The 18,988-nt window shown below is 38.7% G+C and carries 14 protein-coding genes and 1 pseudogene; 7 read left to right on the top strand and 8 right to left on the bottom strand.

Annotated features, from left to right (window positions below; genetic code table 11):
* Positions 1-98 precede the first annotated feature (98 nt).
* Positions 99-503 (top strand): hypothetical protein, encoded by a 405-nt coding sequence (locus tag ACFI34_RS05785; RefSeq protein WP_462672756.1) that lies wholly within the window; start codon positions 99-101, stop codon positions 501-503.
* Positions 504-520: 17 nt separating this feature from the next.
* Here the strand turns inward: ACFI34_RS05785 and ACFI34_RS05790 are convergent, their stop codons facing one another.
* The 3 genes from ACFI34_RS05790 to ACFI34_RS05800 are packed head-to-tail and all read right to left on the bottom strand — an operon-like array spanning position 521 to position 4,227.
* Positions 521-1,309 carry a LytR/AlgR family response regulator transcription factor gene (locus ACFI34_RS05790; RefSeq protein WP_462672757.1) on the bottom strand — a complete coding sequence of 263 codons (789 nt, stop codon included), beginning with the start codon at positions 1,307-1,309 and terminating at the stop codon, positions 521-523.
* Positions 1,306-2,346 (bottom strand): sensor histidine kinase, encoded by a 1,041-nt coding sequence (locus ACFI34_RS05795; protein ID WP_462672874.1) that lies wholly within the window; start codon positions 2,344-2,346, stop codon positions 1,306-1,308. Before ACFI34_RS05795 ends, ACFI34_RS05790 begins: the two co-directional genes overlap by 4 nt.
* 27 nt (positions 2,347-2,373) lie before the next feature.
* Complete coding sequence (locus ACFI34_RS05800) at positions 2,374-4,227, bottom strand: CIA30 family protein (RefSeq protein ID WP_462672758.1); 1,854 nt, start codon at positions 4,225-4,227, stop codon at positions 2,374-2,376.
* 432 nt (positions 4,228-4,659) lie between these two features.
* On the opposite strand from ACFI34_RS05800, the gene ACFI34_RS05805 reads away from it, so the two are divergent.
* From ACFI34_RS05805 to ACFI34_RS05815, 3 genes are all read left to right on the top strand, one after another.
* Positions 4,660-5,049 carry a DUF3592 domain-containing protein gene (locus ACFI34_RS05805; RefSeq protein WP_462672759.1) on the top strand — a complete coding sequence of 130 codons (390 nt, stop codon included), beginning with the start codon at positions 4,660-4,662 and terminating at the stop codon, positions 5,047-5,049.
* Positions 5,050-5,086: 37 nt separating this feature from the next.
* Positions 5,087-6,250, top strand: coding sequence for a leucine-rich repeat domain-containing protein (locus ACFI34_RS05810; protein WP_462672760.1), 1,164 nt, complete (start codon positions 5,087-5,089; stop codon positions 6,248-6,250).
* A gap of 467 nt (positions 6,251-6,717) precedes the next feature.
* Entirely contained in the window at positions 6,718-7,767 is a 1,050-nt protein-coding gene (locus tag ACFI34_RS05815) for an alpha/beta hydrolase (protein ID WP_462672761.1), read from the top strand.
* 34 nt (positions 7,768-7,801) lie between these two features.
* On the opposite strand, the pseudogene ACFI34_RS05820 reads toward ACFI34_RS05815, so the two are convergent.
* Positions 7,802-8,761, bottom strand: a pseudogene (locus tag ACFI34_RS05820) (IS110 family RNA-guided transposase).
* 667 nt (positions 8,762-9,428) lie between these two features.
* Between ACFI34_RS05820 and ACFI34_RS05825 the strand changes: the two are divergent.
* Positions 9,429-9,863 carry a potassium channel family protein gene (locus ACFI34_RS05825; protein ID WP_006791602.1) on the top strand — a complete coding sequence of 145 codons (435 nt, stop codon included), beginning with the start codon at positions 9,429-9,431 and terminating at the stop codon, positions 9,861-9,863.
* A 131-nt stretch (positions 9,864-9,994) separates the two neighbouring features.
* Here the strand turns inward: ACFI34_RS05825 and ACFI34_RS05830 are convergent, their stop codons facing one another.
* Together ACFI34_RS05830 and ACFI34_RS05835 are read right to left on the bottom strand one after the other, a co-directional pair.
* Positions 9,995-11,578, bottom strand: a complete 1,584-nt coding sequence (locus ACFI34_RS05830) for a tetratricopeptide repeat-containing sulfotransferase family protein (RefSeq protein WP_462672762.1) — start codon at positions 11,576-11,578, stop codon at positions 9,995-9,997.
* 91 nt (positions 11,579-11,669) lie between these two features.
* Positions 11,670-14,084: a TonB-dependent receptor gene (locus ACFI34_RS05835; RefSeq protein ID WP_462672763.1), complete on the bottom strand. Its 2,415-nt coding sequence runs from the start codon at positions 14,082-14,084 to the stop codon at positions 11,670-11,672.
* 466 nt (positions 14,085-14,550) lie between these two features.
* On the opposite strand from ACFI34_RS05835, the gene ACFI34_RS05840 reads away from it, so the two are divergent.
* Entirely contained in the window at positions 14,551-15,645 is a 1,095-nt protein-coding gene (locus tag ACFI34_RS05840) for an NADH:flavin oxidoreductase/NADH oxidase (RefSeq protein ID WP_462672764.1), read from the top strand.
* A 55-nt stretch (positions 15,646-15,700) separates the two neighbouring features.
* Positions 15,701-16,903 carry an MFS transporter gene (locus tag ACFI34_RS05845; protein ID WP_462672765.1) on the top strand — a complete coding sequence of 401 codons (1,203 nt, stop codon included), beginning with the start codon at positions 15,701-15,703 and terminating at the stop codon, positions 16,901-16,903.
* Between the two features lie 37 nt (positions 16,904-16,940).
* Here the strand turns inward: ACFI34_RS05845 and ACFI34_RS05850 are convergent, their stop codons facing one another.
* The gene (locus tag ACFI34_RS05850; RefSeq protein ID WP_462672766.1) at positions 16,941-17,798 is read right to left on the bottom strand and encodes an EamA family transporter; all 858 of its coding nucleotides are present in this window, start codon (positions 17,796-17,798) and stop codon (positions 16,941-16,943) included.
* Between the two features lie 206 nt (positions 17,799-18,004).
* Positions 18,005-18,748 carry a FadR/GntR family transcriptional regulator gene (locus tag ACFI34_RS05855; protein ID WP_006791608.1) on the bottom strand — a complete coding sequence of 248 codons (744 nt, stop codon included), beginning with the start codon at positions 18,746-18,748 and terminating at the stop codon, positions 18,005-18,007.
* Between the last annotated feature and the right edge of the window lie 240 nt (positions 18,749-18,988).

Raw genomic sequence — 18,988 nt, forward strand, 5'->3', positions numbered from 1 at the left:
ATTTGTTGTGTGTTTACATAATAGGTAAATGCTGAGAGTATGCTTAACTATGTAGACTATACAAACGTCAATAAGTACGTTTGAAGGAGGTTATTAATATGATTAAAGCATGGATTTTAATGTTGGTTATACTGTCGTCTTCGGTATTGGCAAATACTGAGAACGCAATAAACGTAGAAAGAGCCATACCTAATAGCTTGCATTTAGCATTTCCAAACGATGCTAACATCACGCCTAAAAAAGGCGACTTCAATGTTTTAAATTACATATTAATGAGTAATAACGAGGGTGAACGCTGGGCAGTAATAACACTCACTAATTTATCGACGGGTAATCGTGAGCTTAACGAAGACCACTTACTGGCTTTGTTCGCTGATGGAACGCGACTACCTCCTCAACCTTTTAAATTAAGTTTTAAGGGTAACGAAACGCAGTCGGTAACTGTCTCGTTTGCTGAGTATAAATTTCCTATTTTAAGTGTTTACTCAAGTAATGATCAGTAGCTAACTTTAAAATAAGCCTAAATATGCAGTAATTGTTTTAGCTTATCGGCACCGGCTCTGCTGGTGCTTAGCTCCGATTTTACATCGTCGTTTACAATCACCATCAATTTGCCGTTAAACCAGCGCTGTATTTCTTTTATATGGTCAATATTAACCAAATAGCTGCGATGAATACGCACAAAGTTGTGCGCTGCTAGGGCGTGTTCAAGCTGATCGAGCGTGTCGCTCAAATGATTAAACGTTTCTCCATTCCACGCTAAGCTATTTCCTTGCTCTGATTTAATAAATTTAATGTCGCTTGGGGAAAGTAAAAATATGCGCTCACCACTTTTACTAACCAGTTTGTTTAATGAACTTTCGGTAAGTGTAAAAGCGGGTTCACCTGCGCAGCTAGTTATATGAGTGTGCGCTCGTTGTTGCTCTAATTGCTGCTGTGCTTTGGCTAACGCTTTTTTTAATCGTGCAATTGGAAAAGGTTTGAGTAAATAGTCAGTTGAGGCGTGCTCAAATGCTTCAATCGCAAATTGGTCGTACGCGGTGGTGTAAATAATAATGGGTTGGTAGTTAAGTAAATCAATAAGTTCAAGGCCATTAATTTCAGGCATTTGAATATCAAGCAATACCACATCAGGAGTCAGCTCATTAATTAATGTAATGGCCTCTTTGCCATTAGTGGCAATACCTACCACGTCAACATGCTCCATTAAGCTTAATTGATGGTTTAATTTTTCGCGAGCAGGGAGCTCGTCATCGGCAAACAGTATGCGCATTTTAGCCGTTGTATTTGGCAGGTTTATATTGTTCATAACGCTAGTTCCAGCGTAACAACAGCACCATTATCATTACTGAGTAATACTTTACTTTGTCCAAGTTGATTAACGCGTAGCATAATGTTTTTCATCCCTATACCTTTTCCGTAGCCACATTTTAATACATCGTCAGTAAAGCCTTTTCCGTTGTCGCTTATCACAATTTTAACCCCGTTAGACATTTCACTCAGGGTAATATTAAGTGTAAGTGAGGTTTGTTTAGCATTGTGCTTAATGGCATTTTCAATAATAGGTTGAATAAGTAGCGGTGGTAGCGTTTTGTTTTTAAGGGTATTGGGAATGTGGTAATTAACCTGAAGTTTATCGCCAAAACGTGCTTTTTCAATATTTAGGTACTTTTCTATTATTGTAAGCTCTTGCTGTAGAGGAATTTGCTGTTGCTCGGCAGTATCAAGCGAGTACCTTAAAATATCAGCAAGTTCATGCAGTACTTCATCGGCTAAATCGGGGTTTGTATGAATATAAGCCGAAATTGTATTTAAGCTATTAAACATAAAATGTGGGTTTAACTGGTAGCGCAATGTAGCAAGTTGAGCTTGTTTAAGTGCGTGTTTTTCGGCTGTTGCGCGCTTTTTGTTCTCAATAAAAATACTGGTAAAGTAAATACACGAGCCCCAAAGTAAGCCGTTAAATACAACAAAGACCCCCATGGATTTATGCCCTTCAAAAAGCTGTGTGAGTACTATATCGGTAAGTACATTACCAAGTGCCATAAATACAACGGCTATTAACCATTCAAACGCTATTTTGTTAATGTGTTTATTGCGCAGGTAAAAAATAACGGCTGCCGCACTCCATACCGGAACCCAATAAAAAGTAACAAACCACACGGTAGCAGCGAGTGCACTACCCGCAGTAAAAGGCGCAGAGTTAGCAATTATGAGTCCAAGGGCATAAGCAATATCAACAATAAGTAGAATAAAAAAGCTGTATTTATAGAAAGGATGTTTGAGCATAATAGGTGCTTCTTTTTGTAAGTGATTAAACCATAACAAAAAACAGTCAAAACCCAAAGAGTTTGTGTTTTGACTGCTACTCATTTAAAAGTAAGTTAGCTCGCTGATTTGTAATGTGTTTTTTAATGGCTCATTGCTTGCGCCCGGCATTTTACGCCACATTAAGTTAACCCCTGTTAATTCTGTTGCCGACCAGGTAACCGGGCTACCAAAGCCAAATTGTTTAAAAGTAGAAAAGGGAATATCAAGCGTGGTCCACTCATCGCGTGGTTTTAAAAGTACACTAAAGTGATCCCAATCTTTTACATCACTATGATAAACAGACAAAGCAAAAGGCGTGCTTGAACCTTTATACGTTAGTCGAATACCTTTAAATGCTGAGGCATCAGCCGGTGACGAAAACTTAATTTCAGCGCCCGCCCATGCACCAAAGCTGGTAGGCTTTGTAATGGTTGTATCAATAGTTAAGCTACTTTTATGCGTGGTAAGCGTCGCAACAGACTGCCCACCCATTACCGAATCGCTCATAGCTTGCCATGGTGTATCACCGGTAAAATCATCAATACTATGCTGTGCTTGGCTGCTTTTAACTTCTTCATTGCAGGTAGGGCCTTGTGGTGTAATGGCCTTGTTTTGAGCAATAAGCGCTGGGCGGTCTACTTTTAAACCTGTTTTATACACCTCTGAGATAGTGTGAATATGATTTATATCATTAAGTGGGTTTTGTTTAAGCAGTACAAAACTTGCCTCAAAACCTTTAGCAAGTTTGCCAATGCTCCCAGCTTTATTAATCGCTTTTGCGCCGTTAACCGTTGCTGCGTTAATTATTTCACCATTAGTTAGGCCTGCTTTTTTAAGTGCATCTAACTCGTTGTGTAACCCAGTACCGTGTAGCGTGTAAGGGTTTCCGGCATCAGAGCCTGTGCCTATAGTGATATTAGCTTTATGTAGCTTTTGTATATTTGCATAAGCTGTTTTTCGCTCATCCCACGCGTGCTCTTTCCATTTTGAAGGTGCAGGCACGTTGTCAAACAAACACCCTTGTAGCTTTTCAGGAATGGTTTTTAGTAACTCGCTTTGTGAGCTAATAGTATGGTTATGCTTTTCATCGCTATGGTTATGATACACCGCAAGGGTAGGAATGTAGGTTACATTATGATCTTTCATTAGCGTAATAAATTCATCGTCAATCGCTTCGCTATTAATACCGTGCGCTAAAGCCGTTGCACCGGCTTTGATAGCACGTTTACCATCATTTAGTGTAGAAACATGCACAAAATACGGTAAATTAGCGGCTTTAGAGCGCTTACCTAGCTCCGCCAGTTGGCTATCAGTCAACGATTTACCTACACCGCCAAAGGTTTCAATAACCGCTTTAGTTACATGTGGATTAGTGCTTATATGTTTTTGCCACAGCGCTGCTATGTCTTCATCTTTTGCAATTTCGTATGCTTGGCCACCAAACTGCGTGCCATGCCCGCCAGGGTTGGTAAACAAAGTACCCGCATAAAAAAGGTTAGGGGTTAGTTGGGCTGCTTTTAATTGCGCAGCTTCGTTTAGGGTTTGTTCAAACGAAAACAAATCAACAATGTTCGTTACGCCTAAATACAAATTAGAATTAAAGTGCGATTTAACCGGCAAATACTGAAACTCAGTAAAGTTACTGCCCGATGAGCCTAAATGTACATGTAAATCAATTAAACCAGGTATTGCATAATGGTTGTTGGCATTAATAGTATTGTCGGCGTTTTTTAGTGGGTCAGTCGTTTTAGTAATACTTACTATTTTACCCTCGTCAATATACAGCGAACTCGGCGCAGAAAAACTTTGCGAATTACTTTGGTATAAACGAATGTTATCGACCCGCAGGTCAATGGCGTGCGCGCTAAAGTGGCTTGCTAAACTTAGTGCTATAACTGTTTTTGTAATAATGTTCATGACTATATTCCTTATCAAAATAGGTATTTGGCTTTTGTTGATAAGAAATTTAGCTAGTTTTTTAATCTGCTTCATTAATAGCTATTTGAATCGACATTATAAGAGGTTGAACCGACATAAAAATAAATGGGCTTTGTGGTGGGGTGTTCAGGATAATTAAATTGAGTTTTTAAGGGGCCTTTGTGAGCGGTCATTCAGGGGAGTCGTCATTAATTTGGTAAAGCTAAGAGGAAACTTTTTTCTTTTTTACATGTTTATAAAAGGTATAAAAAGCATAATATATATAGATGGCAATAACTTATAGTATTTGCTATTAATATGAGTTCACAAAATAAGGGCGTTTTCGCGCTAAAATAGGGAAAGTGTCTTCTGATAAAGTTGTTAGGTTTTCTGAGCAGACGCGGTTAGATTGTCACATATCAAGGATTAAATATGAATATTATTCCATTAGTAGCTGGCTTTGTTTTTGGAGGACTGGGGAGTTATATATTATTTGACTACTGGCGCTTTAATCAAAAAGCACTTAAAACTCAGGGTAAAATACTACGCTATGATGAATATCAGTCCAAAGATAGCGATAACCGAAAACAGACAATGTACAGACCTAGTTTTGAATTTTCTTTAAATGGAATTACTTACGAAGTTCAATCAAAAACATCATTTAGTTCTAAAATAATACCAATAGGCCAAAATACAGATATTTTGTATCAAAAAGGTAATGAAGCCAATGCTCGTTTAGCTAGAGAAAATGGTTGTGGATTGGGGATTTTATTCATTGGACTTTCAATACCAGCGATTTATATAGGCTTGTCTCCCTCATAAGTAAAATAAGTATATTTAGCCTTTAAAAGGAATTTAAATGAACACGAATAAAAAAATAATAAAAGCATTAATTGCGTTATCTATTCTACTTATAATTAGTGTTATATATAACAGAGGAAGTCTCATATTAAATTCAGAGATAGTATCGGCACAAATAACGAGTTGTAAACTTATTCGTGTTTATGATGATGAAACTGAGCGTACTACATCCCACTATGTGCCTGTAGCTGAGTCAGAGTTTGGAAAAGTGGCTGAAGGTGGAGTGTTAATGCCCAACAGAGCTACTTGTTCTCAGCAAATAGGGCAGCATGTTTCAGTTCTTTTTAATGAACAAAATTATGAAGATAATAGAATATTTACATTTATTCAATTTTGGGCATTACCCTCATTTTTATTAGTTATTCCGCTAGTATTTCTTATAGGAATTTACTCCCCAATTTTTACTAAAGGGTTTGTGTTTTTATACATTTTAGGAGTATTACTCGCTGTATATTTTGAAACCGGATATTTAGAAAAGCATTTCCCCGTACTTGTGGCAGGTAAAAAATTATCACAGTCAGAATCAGCACTTTCAAGGTGCATAGATACATCGATGAGAAATGAATTTACAACTAAGAGGAGCCAAATTAAAAAGCTAATATGTCAAGATGAAAACATTGCAGAGCTAACTTCTTTAACTGATCTAAATAGCTTAGAATCACTTTATTTGCAGGGAAACTCCCTAGTTTCACTAGAGAGTATACCGTCTATGCCAAATTTAAAAATATTATCAATAGCTGGTAATAAACAATTAACTTCTACAAAAGGCATTGAAAAACTTACAGCATTACAAGAGTTGCAAGCTAATAAAGCTGGCCTCATTAATCTTATTGGAATTGAACAGCTGTCAAATTTAAGGATTGTAGGGCTTATGATGAACAAATTAACTAGTGTTTCGAAATTTAAAAACCTAGTTCATTTAGAGAATGTTGGAATAAGTTACAACCCTATCTCTGATATAAGTGCGTTTGAGAATAAAACATCTTTGATTGAGTTTTCAGCACATGGTACAAAGATTAATGATATTAGTCCCTTACTAACTAGCATTAATCTTCAGATTGTTGGTGTAAGTAGCCCTAACTTTCAATGTGCACAATTAATTCCTCTTAAAGAGGTATTAATAAGTACAGCAAAGGTTTATGGGCCTTCGCATTGCGAATAAACTATTACAGGTGTCAATTTCACAAGTATAAACCTAACAACACGCCCTGAGGTGGACGACTAGTAAAATTTAGCTATTAATTGCAAATTTTAAAAGTGGTGAGCCTCATTTATTTTAGCCAACTTTAATTTGGTGATTAAAACGGCGTTATCAATGTCTGCTTATGGCACTTAGTCCAATTTCGGCAAAGAGCGATAACCAGTCATTGAGATTGGCTAAATATTGTAGTTAATTGATTGGTCAAACTGCGCTTTGCGCATATATTCATGAAAATGAGCGCTGCGCGCATATTGGTTAATTTAACTTTACCTAAAAACTTTAGAAAACTTTGCGATAGTAATACCTTAGGTAATTTGTTAAAACTATATAATGTAGAAAAATGAGCGTAGCGTCGGCAGAAATATGCGCGACGAGCGCACTATTAAATTGTTATATTCCTAGAGTTTCATCAACATGGAGAGTTATAAATGAGAGTATTGTTTTTTATTTTTGTTTTACTTTGTTCAAAGTTTTCACTTGCATCAGGTTTAATGTTAGCTGAGGAAGTTAAGTTACAGTCAAATTCACTTGGGGAAGAAAGGAACTTATTAATAAAACTTCCAAAGAACTATCACAATGAAGAGAAATCATACCCTGTACTATATGTACTTCACGGTCAATGGGATATGCTTTCAACTTTATCGACTCTTGATCTTTTAGAAGATCAAATTCCAAACTTTATAGTTGTCGGTATCGAAAGTAGAGGAAAAGAACTTCGTCCTGAAAATGGAAAAACAACACCCTTTGCTAACTTTCTAGAAAAAGAAGTTGTTCCATATGTTAATGAAAATTATCGAGTTGCAACTTATAGCATTTTGTCTGGGCACTCCAATTCAGGGCGCTTCGTATTGGATTATTGGTTAAGTGACAATCCAGTTTTTTCGAAATACTTTGCTTTTAGCCCCTCTCTTGATGATGGCTACATCGTAGACAAAGTATCTAAGTCAAATTCTGAAGTTTTAAAAAGAAAAGCACCTGTTACGATCACCATCGCAAATGAAGGTGAACATATGCAAAGTCCTTTTACTGAATTAAAAAAGAAGCTTAGTAACCTATCTAAAGGTTCTTTTGAATTCCAAAAATTCCCAGAACAATCTCACAGAACTACTAAACATCCTTCGATGCAGTATGCTTTACAATCAACATTCGCTGGCTGGGAACCAACTTATGAAGTAAAAATCTCAGGTTTAGATGGCTTAAAAGAACACTATACTGATTTATCTAAAAAGTATGGATTTAAAGTACTTGTTCCTACCGAAACTTTACAGAAGCTAACCGCTCATTATGCAATTTCTAAAAATGCGACTGAAGAACTTAACAAACATATAGCTTTTACAATTAATCAATCATCAGAAGGTATAGACTCACTTTTTGAAATATCTGATTATTTGTCTAGTAATGGGTATAAAGAGGCAGGTGAAATTATTCTAAATGAAATATGTAATCAGTCTAAAAATAATCAAAGATGCAGTGGCTAGAGCGGAATATAACAAGAGTCTATGGCGTCAATAGCTAATTATTAACTTTTGGCGCTTCCCACATTACACAGTCTCTTAGCATCGAATTTAATATCACTACCAGCTTTCGTATGCACGCAATAATGGCTACTTTTTTAGGCTTTCCTGCTTTAACCATGCGTTGATAAAGGTCTTTAAATTTAGCGTTGCACTGAATGGCTGACATCATCGCCATATACATGGCAGTTCTTATTTTAGGTCGGCCGCCACGTATCATTCGCTTACCTTGATACACGCCACTTTCACGATTAAATGGAGCTACACCCACTAAAGAAGCGGCCTCTTTGTTATTCACATAACCTAACTCAGGCATATCACTAAGCAAGTTAAATGCGACCACATTGCCAACACCAGGTACACTATTGGATAATGGCATTTTTTGCTTTGTATTCGTCACATTCTTCAATCAGTTTTTGAAGTTTTAAATCGACTTTATCTATTTGGTTTTTCAGTGCAGTTAAGATAGGTTTTATGAGTGACGATAGTGTTTTTGGCATTATTTAGAACGATTTTTCTCCATTGTTTGCATATCCATTAACTGGCGTCTTCTCGAGAGTAAATCGCTCATCAAGCGCATTTGCTCTGGTTTTAAAGTTGATAAAGGCGGTTTGATCGCTTCACCAAAGTGAGCAATAAGTTGTGCATCAAGTTTATCAGTTTTTGCTTTTTGGCCGATAGCCCCTGCGAAGCGTTTTATGTTCACGGGATTAGCAACCACGAAGGGAATATTCGCCTCAGCGCAGGCTATAATAAAAGGCTGTTCAAGACGACCAGTTGCCTCAATAGTAACACGCGTTACGGGGTGTTTTTTTAAGATTTGAATGGCGTGTTTAATGCCACTTTGGTTGTTTTCTACAGTAAAGTAGATGTCTAAAGGCCTGATATAAATATCGAGTTGTGTTTTACCTGTATCGACACCGACGTTAATTTCATTTTGATTATTTTTCATATTCATAATAAGCTGACTCTGCCTTGCTATTCGGGCTCGAGGCCCCGTTGACTATCCGAGTTTAACGCTTGGAGTTTATACAGCGTTCTAACTTGTTACCGGTCTCTCAATAGAGGAGCCTACGCTCAATCGAACTACTGTATAAAAGGCTTTGGTTGCAGCCAAAGCTTGGGCCTCACATTACCCGAACTAGGTTAGAATAATAATTAATTTATGGGTTTATTATCCATACAAGAGTCTAAGGTGCGACAGTCCGCTCATGGCACTTTGCAGACTAAATCTTACCTATCGAGCTTAATGAGAATTGAATTGAATTGAAATGTGGGTTAAAACAAGTAGAGGTATAACTTTTCCGTTGTTTTTATATCATTGATGATTTACGCCCCGCATTTATATTTTTACTGCCTTACCGATGGTTGCTTCGCGATTTGGCTATTATTAAGACTACCGCAACTCCTTTCACTTTGAGTTTTTTCACTTTTTATTCAATTAAATATTTTTATGCTTTGGTTTTCATGGGCTTTTTTAGTTTTAGCAGGCACTAATAGCAGTAATAAACTGTTAAATAACGGTAGTAAAAATACTTTATTATAGTGAATGTAGGTTCCTACCCTGTTGTGAATTTTATGTATAATGTTACTTAAAATATAAGGATTTAAGCAGTGGGATCAAAATGCTAATACAGCTTATTATTGGAACATTTGTTATTTGTGGCACGGTGCTAATACAAGCAATGTTTATTGGTGTTTTGTCTAAAGTGCTGGCTAATATTAACGATTGGTTACTAAATGGCTCAAAAACTCTAAAGATGATTTTAGTCGTCACGGCAATGGTAATTTGGTTGGTAGGAGGCTTAACGGCGAGTGCGTGGTTATGGGCTGCTATATTTTTAATTTTTGATGTTTTTAGCGAATTAGAGTCCGCACTTTACTTTTCGGTTGTTACCTTTACAACACTTGGTTATGGCGACGTTGTGTTGGGCACTCAATGGAGGCTGCTTGGCAGTTTAACTGCTGTTAATGGGTTAATAATTGTAGGGCTTAATACGGCTTTTTTAATGGAAGCTATTTCTCAAATAAGAAAAGTTCAATCTAAAAAGCCAAGTTAAATACTCTCAATTGCAATATATAAAAACTCTCTAGTGAAAGCTGGGAAGTTTATTGTGTTATGAATATATAAACCTAAGCTTTAACTTTGGCTTATAAATTCACTTTTACTAAAGCAATGCATAATTAATGGCTATTGCAACGTAATTCCTTGCTCTAACAAGTAATTTTTAGCCTCGTCAGTATGAGGTTTAAATGCCTTCCAGCGCCCAATGGCTTTGTTGTTTAGCGGTTGGCGTACTTGCACTTTACTGGCAGTAGATACCGGTGCGGTGTTTAAGTGAAAGTCTATACATTGTGCTTGCCATTCTAAATCACAAAAGCTGACTAACTCTTTTATTTGCTGCTCGGGCTGTGCGACTAATTCTTCGTATTTTACTATTTGTATATTGCTGTGCAGGGCGCTGAAGTGCTGCATGAGTGAGTAAAAGCGGCTATAAAATTTAGCAGTGTCGAGTAGGTCTAGCGAATACGCGTAGTAAGGGTTGTTAATAGTAAATAGCTGGCGGTAGTTACCAATACAGGTGTCCATTGGGTCGCGCAGCATACAAATAATTTTAGCGTTTGGCAGTGCTTTAGTGATTAAGTCGATATAAAAAAAGTTAAACGGGAGTTTGTCTATAAAATGTTTATGGCTACCGGTAGTAACGCGGGTGGCGTTTAAATATGTTGAGCCAAGCTGATTAAAATCAAGTTCATACGCTTTAGTGAGTGTTTGTATGTCGAGCACGTTTGGTGTGGGTGTGTTGCTTAACCTTTTTACACTTAGGCCGAAGTCTTGTAGTTCACCAGCCGATTGCACGTTGCTATGGCTCGATAATATTCTCTCAACTAATGTGGTGCCAGAGCGGGGCATACCTAGTACAAAAATAGGCTCAGCGGTGAGGTTGCCGTTTACTTGTTGGTTTTTGTGCTCAGCACTGAGTTGTTTAATGTGTTCAAACAACGCGTTTGACGATGCGTTATCAAACGGGGTAAGCGCATGCTTTGCTGCTTTACCTTGTTGTAACGCGGTAAAGGCGTCAGAAAATGCGCCAATATCTTGGTATTCTTTTGCCAGTGCATGGCCTATGTGTAATTTAGCATCAGGGTGTGAAACCTGCTCAAACACTTGCTTTAACCGTGTAATATTATTTTTTTTCTTTGTTACTTTAGTTAAATCACTAAGTGCAAAGTGGCTTTGATGATGAAGCGGGTTAAGTGCAATGGCATGTTCAAACGCGGTGTGTGCCTTGTCAAATAAGCCCAAAAACTTGGCGCTTACTGCAAAGTTGTAATAAAACTGGGGTTTAGGTTTTTGTTTGGCATTGGCTAATGTGAGTGCACATTCAAAATAATGTAAAGCGTGTTCGTGTAGGCCTGCTTGCGTAAGTGCAACGCCTAGAGTATCGGCGTCGAGTGCTTTTTTTATTTGTGTAATAGGCACCGACAGCGCTACATTTTTTGCTTTTTTTAAGTCACCGGTAAGCGCATAACATTTTGCCAGTTGAGCAGTATATTCAATGCTAGAGTCAAGTGTTAAGGCTTTTTCGATTAGCTTGATGGCTTTATAAATTTGCCCTACTTGCAAGTTAACCATTGCCAGTAAAAAATAGCCATCGGCAAAGTTAGGTTTATGCGAAACCAGTTCAACTAAGCTTTTGTGGGCAAGTTGTACTTTGCCTTCGTTTAAATATTTAATGGCGCTTTGATGGAGTTGTTTTAAATTTGGCTGCATTTTTTATTTGTATTGTTTAGTTATGCGTTAATAAAGAAAAAAGGCCCAAATAAATTTGAGCCTTTTGATTGTACTTAAACTTAACAGTTAATTATATTTCAAACTTATAATTAAATTTAATGCCTACCGTTAATGGACGGTTGATAAAGTAACCATAGTTACGTTGTATGTCAGCTCTATTTGCTGAGGTGATATCGGCATCTGAACGGCGAACAGACGTAACGGCGTATTTATTAAATACGTTGTCTACGTAAACGGTCGCAGACCACTCATCGGCGGTTAGTTTAGCTGAAATATTGCTTAAGCTATAACCTGGTAATGTTTCACCGTTATCGCGTAAACCAACACGAGAAATTACATCGCTTTGTGCGGTAATACCGTAGTTAATATCAAGCGTTTTGTCGTTAAACACATCGGTTTGATAGTTTACACCCATTGAAAACTGGTGCTCAGACGAGCCTGGTAAACGGTCGCCATCTTCTGCACCATCTGTGCCGTCTGAATTAAATAAGAATGGTGCGTCTGATGTTAACTCTGCTTTTGTGTATGCATATGTAGAATACACAGAGAATGAGTCAGATAAAATTGCACGCGACGATATTTCAATACCTTTCGCATTGGCTGAACCGGCATTAGACAAGTACGGTAGTTGGCCTACCTCAGTTGCACCGGCAACTTGTGCGTCGTCCCAATCTATATTAAATAATGCGGCGTTAAAGTGTAAACGGCTTCTTAACCATGTGCTTTTAAAACCAAGCTCGTAGTTAGTTGTTGTATCTGCATCGTAAAGCATTTCACTTGGGTTACCACAACCCGCTTGGTTAGCTGGTAATGGATCAGGACAAGGTGCTAAACCATTTGAACCACCAATTCTGAAGCCTTCACTTATTGTTGCGTAACCCATTACTGAATTAGTAAATTGATACTTGGCGTTAAATTTAAATAGGCTGCCGTTGTCGCTTGCTTCATTTTGTTCAAAGTTAAGCGTTACGTCGTCTGGGCCTGCGCCGCCAAATAAGGTATTAAATAATGGAAAATCGACCGCTGACTCAGACTCAACATCGTATTTGTAAAAACGAGCGCCTACAGTAATATCGAGTTTGTCGGTAACTTGGTAACCAATTTCACCAAATAAAGCTGACTCTGTTATTTCAACGCGGTCAATTGAGTAGTACTCAAGTTGGTCTGGACGAGATTGATCTGCACCAAAGTTTTCTACTGCAAAATCGCCAAAGCCTGGCGTGTATTCTTGGCTAGACGCATCACTTTCAATTTTGTTGTAAAAGCCACCTACAATCCAGTTAATGTCACTGTCATTTTGTGATACTAAACGAATTTCTTGTGTGAACGTGTCTTGCTCTTCAATTTCACGTGTGAACGATGAAAACGCAGGAAATTCTTCGTAGCCGTAATCAAGGCGAATAAGTAAATCGGTTTGGTCACGTTGGCCGTCGGCATCAAAATTTGAAATACCTGTTGCCGATACTAATTCAGCAAAACCTAGGTCTGCTTTTAACTCTAAGCTTAGTAGTTGGTTTTCTTTTTCACGTGGTTCTTCGTAGCGATAACCTGACTCGTATTCACCAATTAAATCGCTAAGACCGTTATCGGCGCTTAATGTATTGTAATGAACAATTGAACGACCTTCGCTGTCTTGGTTTTGGTAAAAGTAGTTAAGTGTACCTTCAAATGTTTCGCTTGGTTTAAAGCGAACAGAAATACGCCCTGTAGTGGTTGATTCACCGTTGGCGTATTCTACCTTTTTAAGGTTGTTGTTAACTGCTGCGCTGTCGGTCCAATCTGGATCAGGTAACGAAACGCCCGGCTCACGCACTACGTAACCATAGTCAATAAAACCTGGGTCTTCGTAAACGTTTAAGCTAGCACGAACGGCAAGTGTGTCTTCAATTAATGGTAAGTTAAATATGAATCCACCTTCACCGCCAATAGAGTCGCTTTCTTGTGTTTGCGATACATTGCCAAATACTTCAAGTGATGTGAAATCAAGCTCAGGCTCTTTAAGCATGTAACGGATAGCACCACCTAATGTTCCTGCACCGTAAAGCGTACCTTGTGGCCCAATAAGAACCTCTACGCGCTCTACGTCGACTAGGCGCATATCAATGGCGACTGGGATCTCGTTAATGTAAGTTGCAACGGTGCCACCGTCTGATGATGGACCTGAAGAGTTTGTGTTTAAACCACGTACAATAATAGGTGAACCAGAACGACCACCTTGGTCGGTAATTGTTAAACCAGGTACCCAACGTGCTACATCGGCGAGCTCGCTGATGTTTTGGTCTTTCATTATGTCGGCATCAAGCGCTGTAATGTTAAGCGGTGCGTTTTGCACTGAGCCGCTACGTCGTGTTGCTGTTACTTCAATAACTTCAAGTGATTTGTCTTTTGCGGTTTCTTGCTCTTGGGCAAACGCAGTATTTGGAAGTAAAAAAGCGCTAGATAGGGCGCCCGACATAGCCAAGGTTAACAAGCTTGGTTTAAACATAAAAATGATCCCTAGTTCAAAGATTTAACATAAGTAAAGTACAGTGAATATGATATCAGTCACAATCGAATCAGGGAATGTGTAAATTGAATTAAAATTCACTTTTTTAGAATAAAAAAGGATTGGTTGGGTGTGGTTTGTTGGGTTTATTAAATTTATCACCCATTTATTGTTGGCTTTACCCGCGAAAGGTACAATTTATGTACGGTTTTAATTTTTGTGAATATTTGAATGACTATTCATCCTTTTTTGCATGCTTGTATTTTTGTGGTGTTAATTTTTTGTAAGTTTATTTGGCTGGGCAGGGAGCCATTTATTTTTTAGTAAGTTGTAGCGGTTTAAAAAAAGTTTTACCTCCCCATAACCTACTTTTAAATAAAGATTTTTATATGACTAAATGGGCGAATGTGTTTATTAGTTCGTACATTCAATTTAATTTTTAATTCGTATGCATCAAGGATCTGTTATGAGCCAGCTTTTTTCGCCGTTATCTTTGGGTAAGCTCAGTTTACCTAACCGCATTATTATTGCACCTATGTGCCAATATTCAGCTATTAATGGTGAGGCAACTGATTGGCATACTATTCATTTAGGTCAACTGAGTTTAAGTGGAGCCGGTTTACTTATTATGGAAGCGACGGCTGTAAGCCCTGAGGGGCGAATAAGCTATGGTGATTTAGGTCTGTGGAATAATGAAACCCAAAAAGCATTAGCTAAAACTTTAAACGCGGTTAGGCAATATAGTGACATGCCCATAGGTATTCAGCTGGCGCATGCAGGGCGTAAAGCGTCAACCGGTAAACCGTGGGACGATGTAGGTGCTATTTCACCTAGCGATAAAAATGGTTGGCAAACTATTGCGCCATCAGCACAGGCTTACGATGAGCATTCGTTTGAACCTGTTGCAATGAGTAAAGCAGATATAGCGCAATTAATTGCGGACTTTTCAAGCGCTGCTAAACGCGCCGACGAGCTAGGCCTTGATCTTATCGAATTACATGGTGCTCATGGGTATTTGTTGCATCAGTTTTTATCACCTTTGAGTAATAAGCGCGATGATGAATATGGAGGCAGTTTACAAAACCGTATGCGCATAGTAATGGAGGTTTTTAAAGCGGTGCGCGCTGAGTTTGATGTTAATAAACCAGTTGGTATTCGAATCTCGGCGACTGACTGGGTTGAAGGTGGTTGGGATTTAGAGCAATCAATAGTGCTTGCTAAAGCGCTTGATGAGCTTGGCTGTGATTTTATTCATGTAAGCACAGCAGGTTTAAGCCCTTTACAGCAAATACCTGTTGAGCCTTGCTTTCAGGTGCCTTTTGCTACTGCAATAAAACAGGCCGTTAATATGCCGGTTATTGCGGTAGGTTTAATTACCGAAGCGCAACAAGCAGAAAATATTTTAAAAGAGCGGCAAGCCGATGCAGTCGCATTAGCGAGAGGGATTTTATATAACCCACATTGGCCATGGCATGCAGCTGCTGAATTGGGTGCAACAGTTAACGCACCTAAGCAATATTTACGTTCAAGCCCGCATGGAAAGCCTTCGCCCATAAAGTGACCTAATAAAAAACCTTAGTTTCTTGAGGTTTTATTTAATTAATTTTGAGAATGCCATGTCTAATTTAAGCGCAGACCCTGTGCAGATCAGCCGTACTCTTGTAAGCGTTATTGCACTATGTTGCGGCTTAATTGTTGCCAACATTTACTATGCACAACCTATTATAGAATTGTTAGCCCCGGATGTGGGTTTAAGTGCACACAGTGCCAGCTTTATTGTGTCTTTAACTCAAATTGGCTATGCCATTGGCTTATTTTTTTTAGTGCCGTTAGCCGACTTAGTTGAAAATAAACGGTTAATGTTAATTACTCTGTGTATTACATTTTTTAGCTTAATTGGACTGGGGGTTGTTCAAACACCAAATACAATGCTGTTTTTGTGTTTGCTAGTGGGGGCAAGCTCGGTATCGGTGCAGGTACTTATTCCGTTGGCGGCGCATTTATCGTCAGACGAAAAGCGTGGGCAAGTTTTAGGTAATATTATGGCGGGGCTGTTGTTGGGTATTTTGCTAGCAAGACCTGTAGCCAGCATAATTGCTGATCATTTTGGCTGGCGTGCCGTGTTCTTTTTTGCCGCGGGATGCATGGTATTTATTGCTTTAGTTATTCACTTTGCTATACCCACAAGGTTGCCAACCCATAAAACAAGTTACTTTGCTTTATTACGATCGTTAAAGTCGCTGGTAATAAGTCAACCTGTGCTTCGTCAACGTGCTTTTTATCAAGGGCTCATGTTTGCGTCATTTAGCTTGTTTTGGACGACAGTGCCTGTTGTGCTTGCCAGAGAATATGGTTTTTCGCAAACTCAAATAGCATTGTTTACTTTAGTGGGCGCAGCCGGTGCTGTTGCAGCGCCTATTGTTGGGCGTTTAGCTGACAAAGGCTATACCTACGAAATGTCGTTATTAGCCAAAGTGATTGCATTATTGTGTTTTTTACCCAGCTTATTTGATTTACCAAACGGCATTATCATATTGGCGCTAACTGGTGTTTTAATTGATTTTGCAGTGCAAGCCAATATGGTACTTGGTCAGCGGGTAATCTATTCGCTAGAGCCACAAAGCCGTGCTCGGCTTAACGCCATTTACATGACCAGTATATTTTTAGGCGGTGCTGTTGGGTCATTAATTGCTAGTTCATTATATGAGTTTGGGGGGTGGGAAAGTATAGCTTTAGTTGCGGCTGCAATGCCGCTTATTGCGTTAATAGGATTTGTTTATTCTGCTAAAAAAGAAAAACAAAAAGCACATACAGCTTAACAAAAAAGCCATCGTGGTTGATGGCTTTTGGTTTAGGCTACTTTTTTGACTCGCCAGAGAATGAGCTTCCTGCCGAGGCTATTATTACTAATAAAATGGCTAACCACTGCCAAAGTGTGAGTAGCTCGCCTAAAATAACAAAGGCAGCAAGTGATGCAATGGCAGGTTCAAGGCTCATCATTATGCTAAAGCCTTGAGAAGGCATATTACGCAGTGCCACCATTTCAAGCGTATAAGGTAACGCACTTGATAAAACTGCAATACCAATCCCCAGAGGAATAACCTCCCACGTGAATGCGCTTGCTTGCATAATGCCTCCGTAGGGCACAAGCACAATGGCTGCAACTATCATACCTAGGGCAACCGTTGCACCACCTGAGCTTTGCATTCCGGTTTTTTTACCAAACAAAATATAGCCAGCCCAACATGCACCTGCTGCTAAAGCTAAAATAACACCAACAGGATCTAAGCTCTCTTCACCGCTCATATCGGGCAATAAAAGTAATATACCGGCAATGGCGCAGGCAACCCAAAATAAATCGCGTTTACGGCGAGAGCTAAATAAAGCAACGGCAAGGGGACCAGTAAATTCCAGTGCTACACCAATACCCAAGGGTATGCGCTCAATAGCGTAGTAAAACAGAATGTTCATTCCACCTAGGTTTAAACCATAAACCACAATAGCTAAGCGGTTTCCTCTAGTGGGTATATGTTTCCATGGTGTAAAAACTAAACATAATATAAGTGCAGAAAAACCAAGCCTAAGCGCGGTCGTCCCTTCGGGGCCAACAATTGGGAATAGTTGCTTTGCAAACGACGCACCCGATTGAATGGTCATCATGGCAATTAATAAGCAAACAGTTGCTAATATGAAGTCTTTGGTACTTGATTGCATTGTTGTCCCTAATGTAAAGCACTGTTAATAGGTGTTAATAAATTTCTACTATTTAAGATGCAATGGCTATATTTTGTGGCGGGATAATATCTGCTTTTAGTACGATTGGTAAGTGTTTGCGATTAAAAAATAGGTGTGGCTGTTTAGAGTAAGATCTAATGAAGGGCAACATACTAGCAAACAGGTGTTTGCTAGTATGTTTAAACTTAGTGAGCGCTTTTATTAACTAAGCCGTCTAACGAGTAAAGACCGCGTTTTTCGTCATTTTTACGTTTTATTTCTTCTAAAGCACGCGCTTCTACAGCGTCAAACAATGCATTTATTAACCGGTTGAAGTGTTTATGCATGGCCGCACGAGCTGCACTTGCGTCATGTGCTTTTAGTGCCGTGTAAATAGCGGTGTGCTCATCCATCACACATTCGTTGTTATTAGTACAAACACTACTGTAATCAGCGACAATTTGTGGGTTTTTTAATCGCAAATCCCACAAGTTAGAAACAGCAAATTCAAGCGCTTTATTGCGTGTTGCTCTTGCAATAATTTCATGAAATTCGCGGTCTGCTTGCTCTACATAAAGCCCTTTTTCCATTACTATTAGCGTTTGATTTAGCTGCTCAAGTTCTTCTTCTGTAATGCTTTGAGCGGCAAGTGCTGCAATTTCGCCTTCGATGAGTGCGCGGGCCTGAGTTAATTCAAATGCGCTGATCTCTTTTGATTTTATAGAGGCATTTTTTTGTTCAACAACATAAACACCCGAACCGGTTTTAACTTCAACCCGTCCACGTACTTCTAATGCAATAATTGCTTCTCGAATTGTTGGGCGACTTACGTCAAACATTTCTGCAAGTTCACGCTCAGGAGGTAAACGACTCCCAGCAGTAAACTCACCTTGATTTATTAAAGACTCTATTTTATCAACAATGCGCCAAAATAAGCGACGATTACCCATATTGTACCTTCATACCCTAAGGAATATTGACCATTTAGGTCTAAAAATTTATATCATTTATTAACCGACAAGGTTACCCCAAACCCCACTAATATGTCAAAATTCTAGCGTTATGATTTGGTTATAAAACAATATTGTTAGTTGCTTTGATTTGTGTAATACCAATTTAGTTTAAAATTAAATAATTGGCTAGCTTGATTGGTTATGTTTTTGTGTGTTAGTTTGGATTTACACCGATAA

Source organism: Pseudoalteromonas sp. PSi26, from assembly GCF_054960575.1.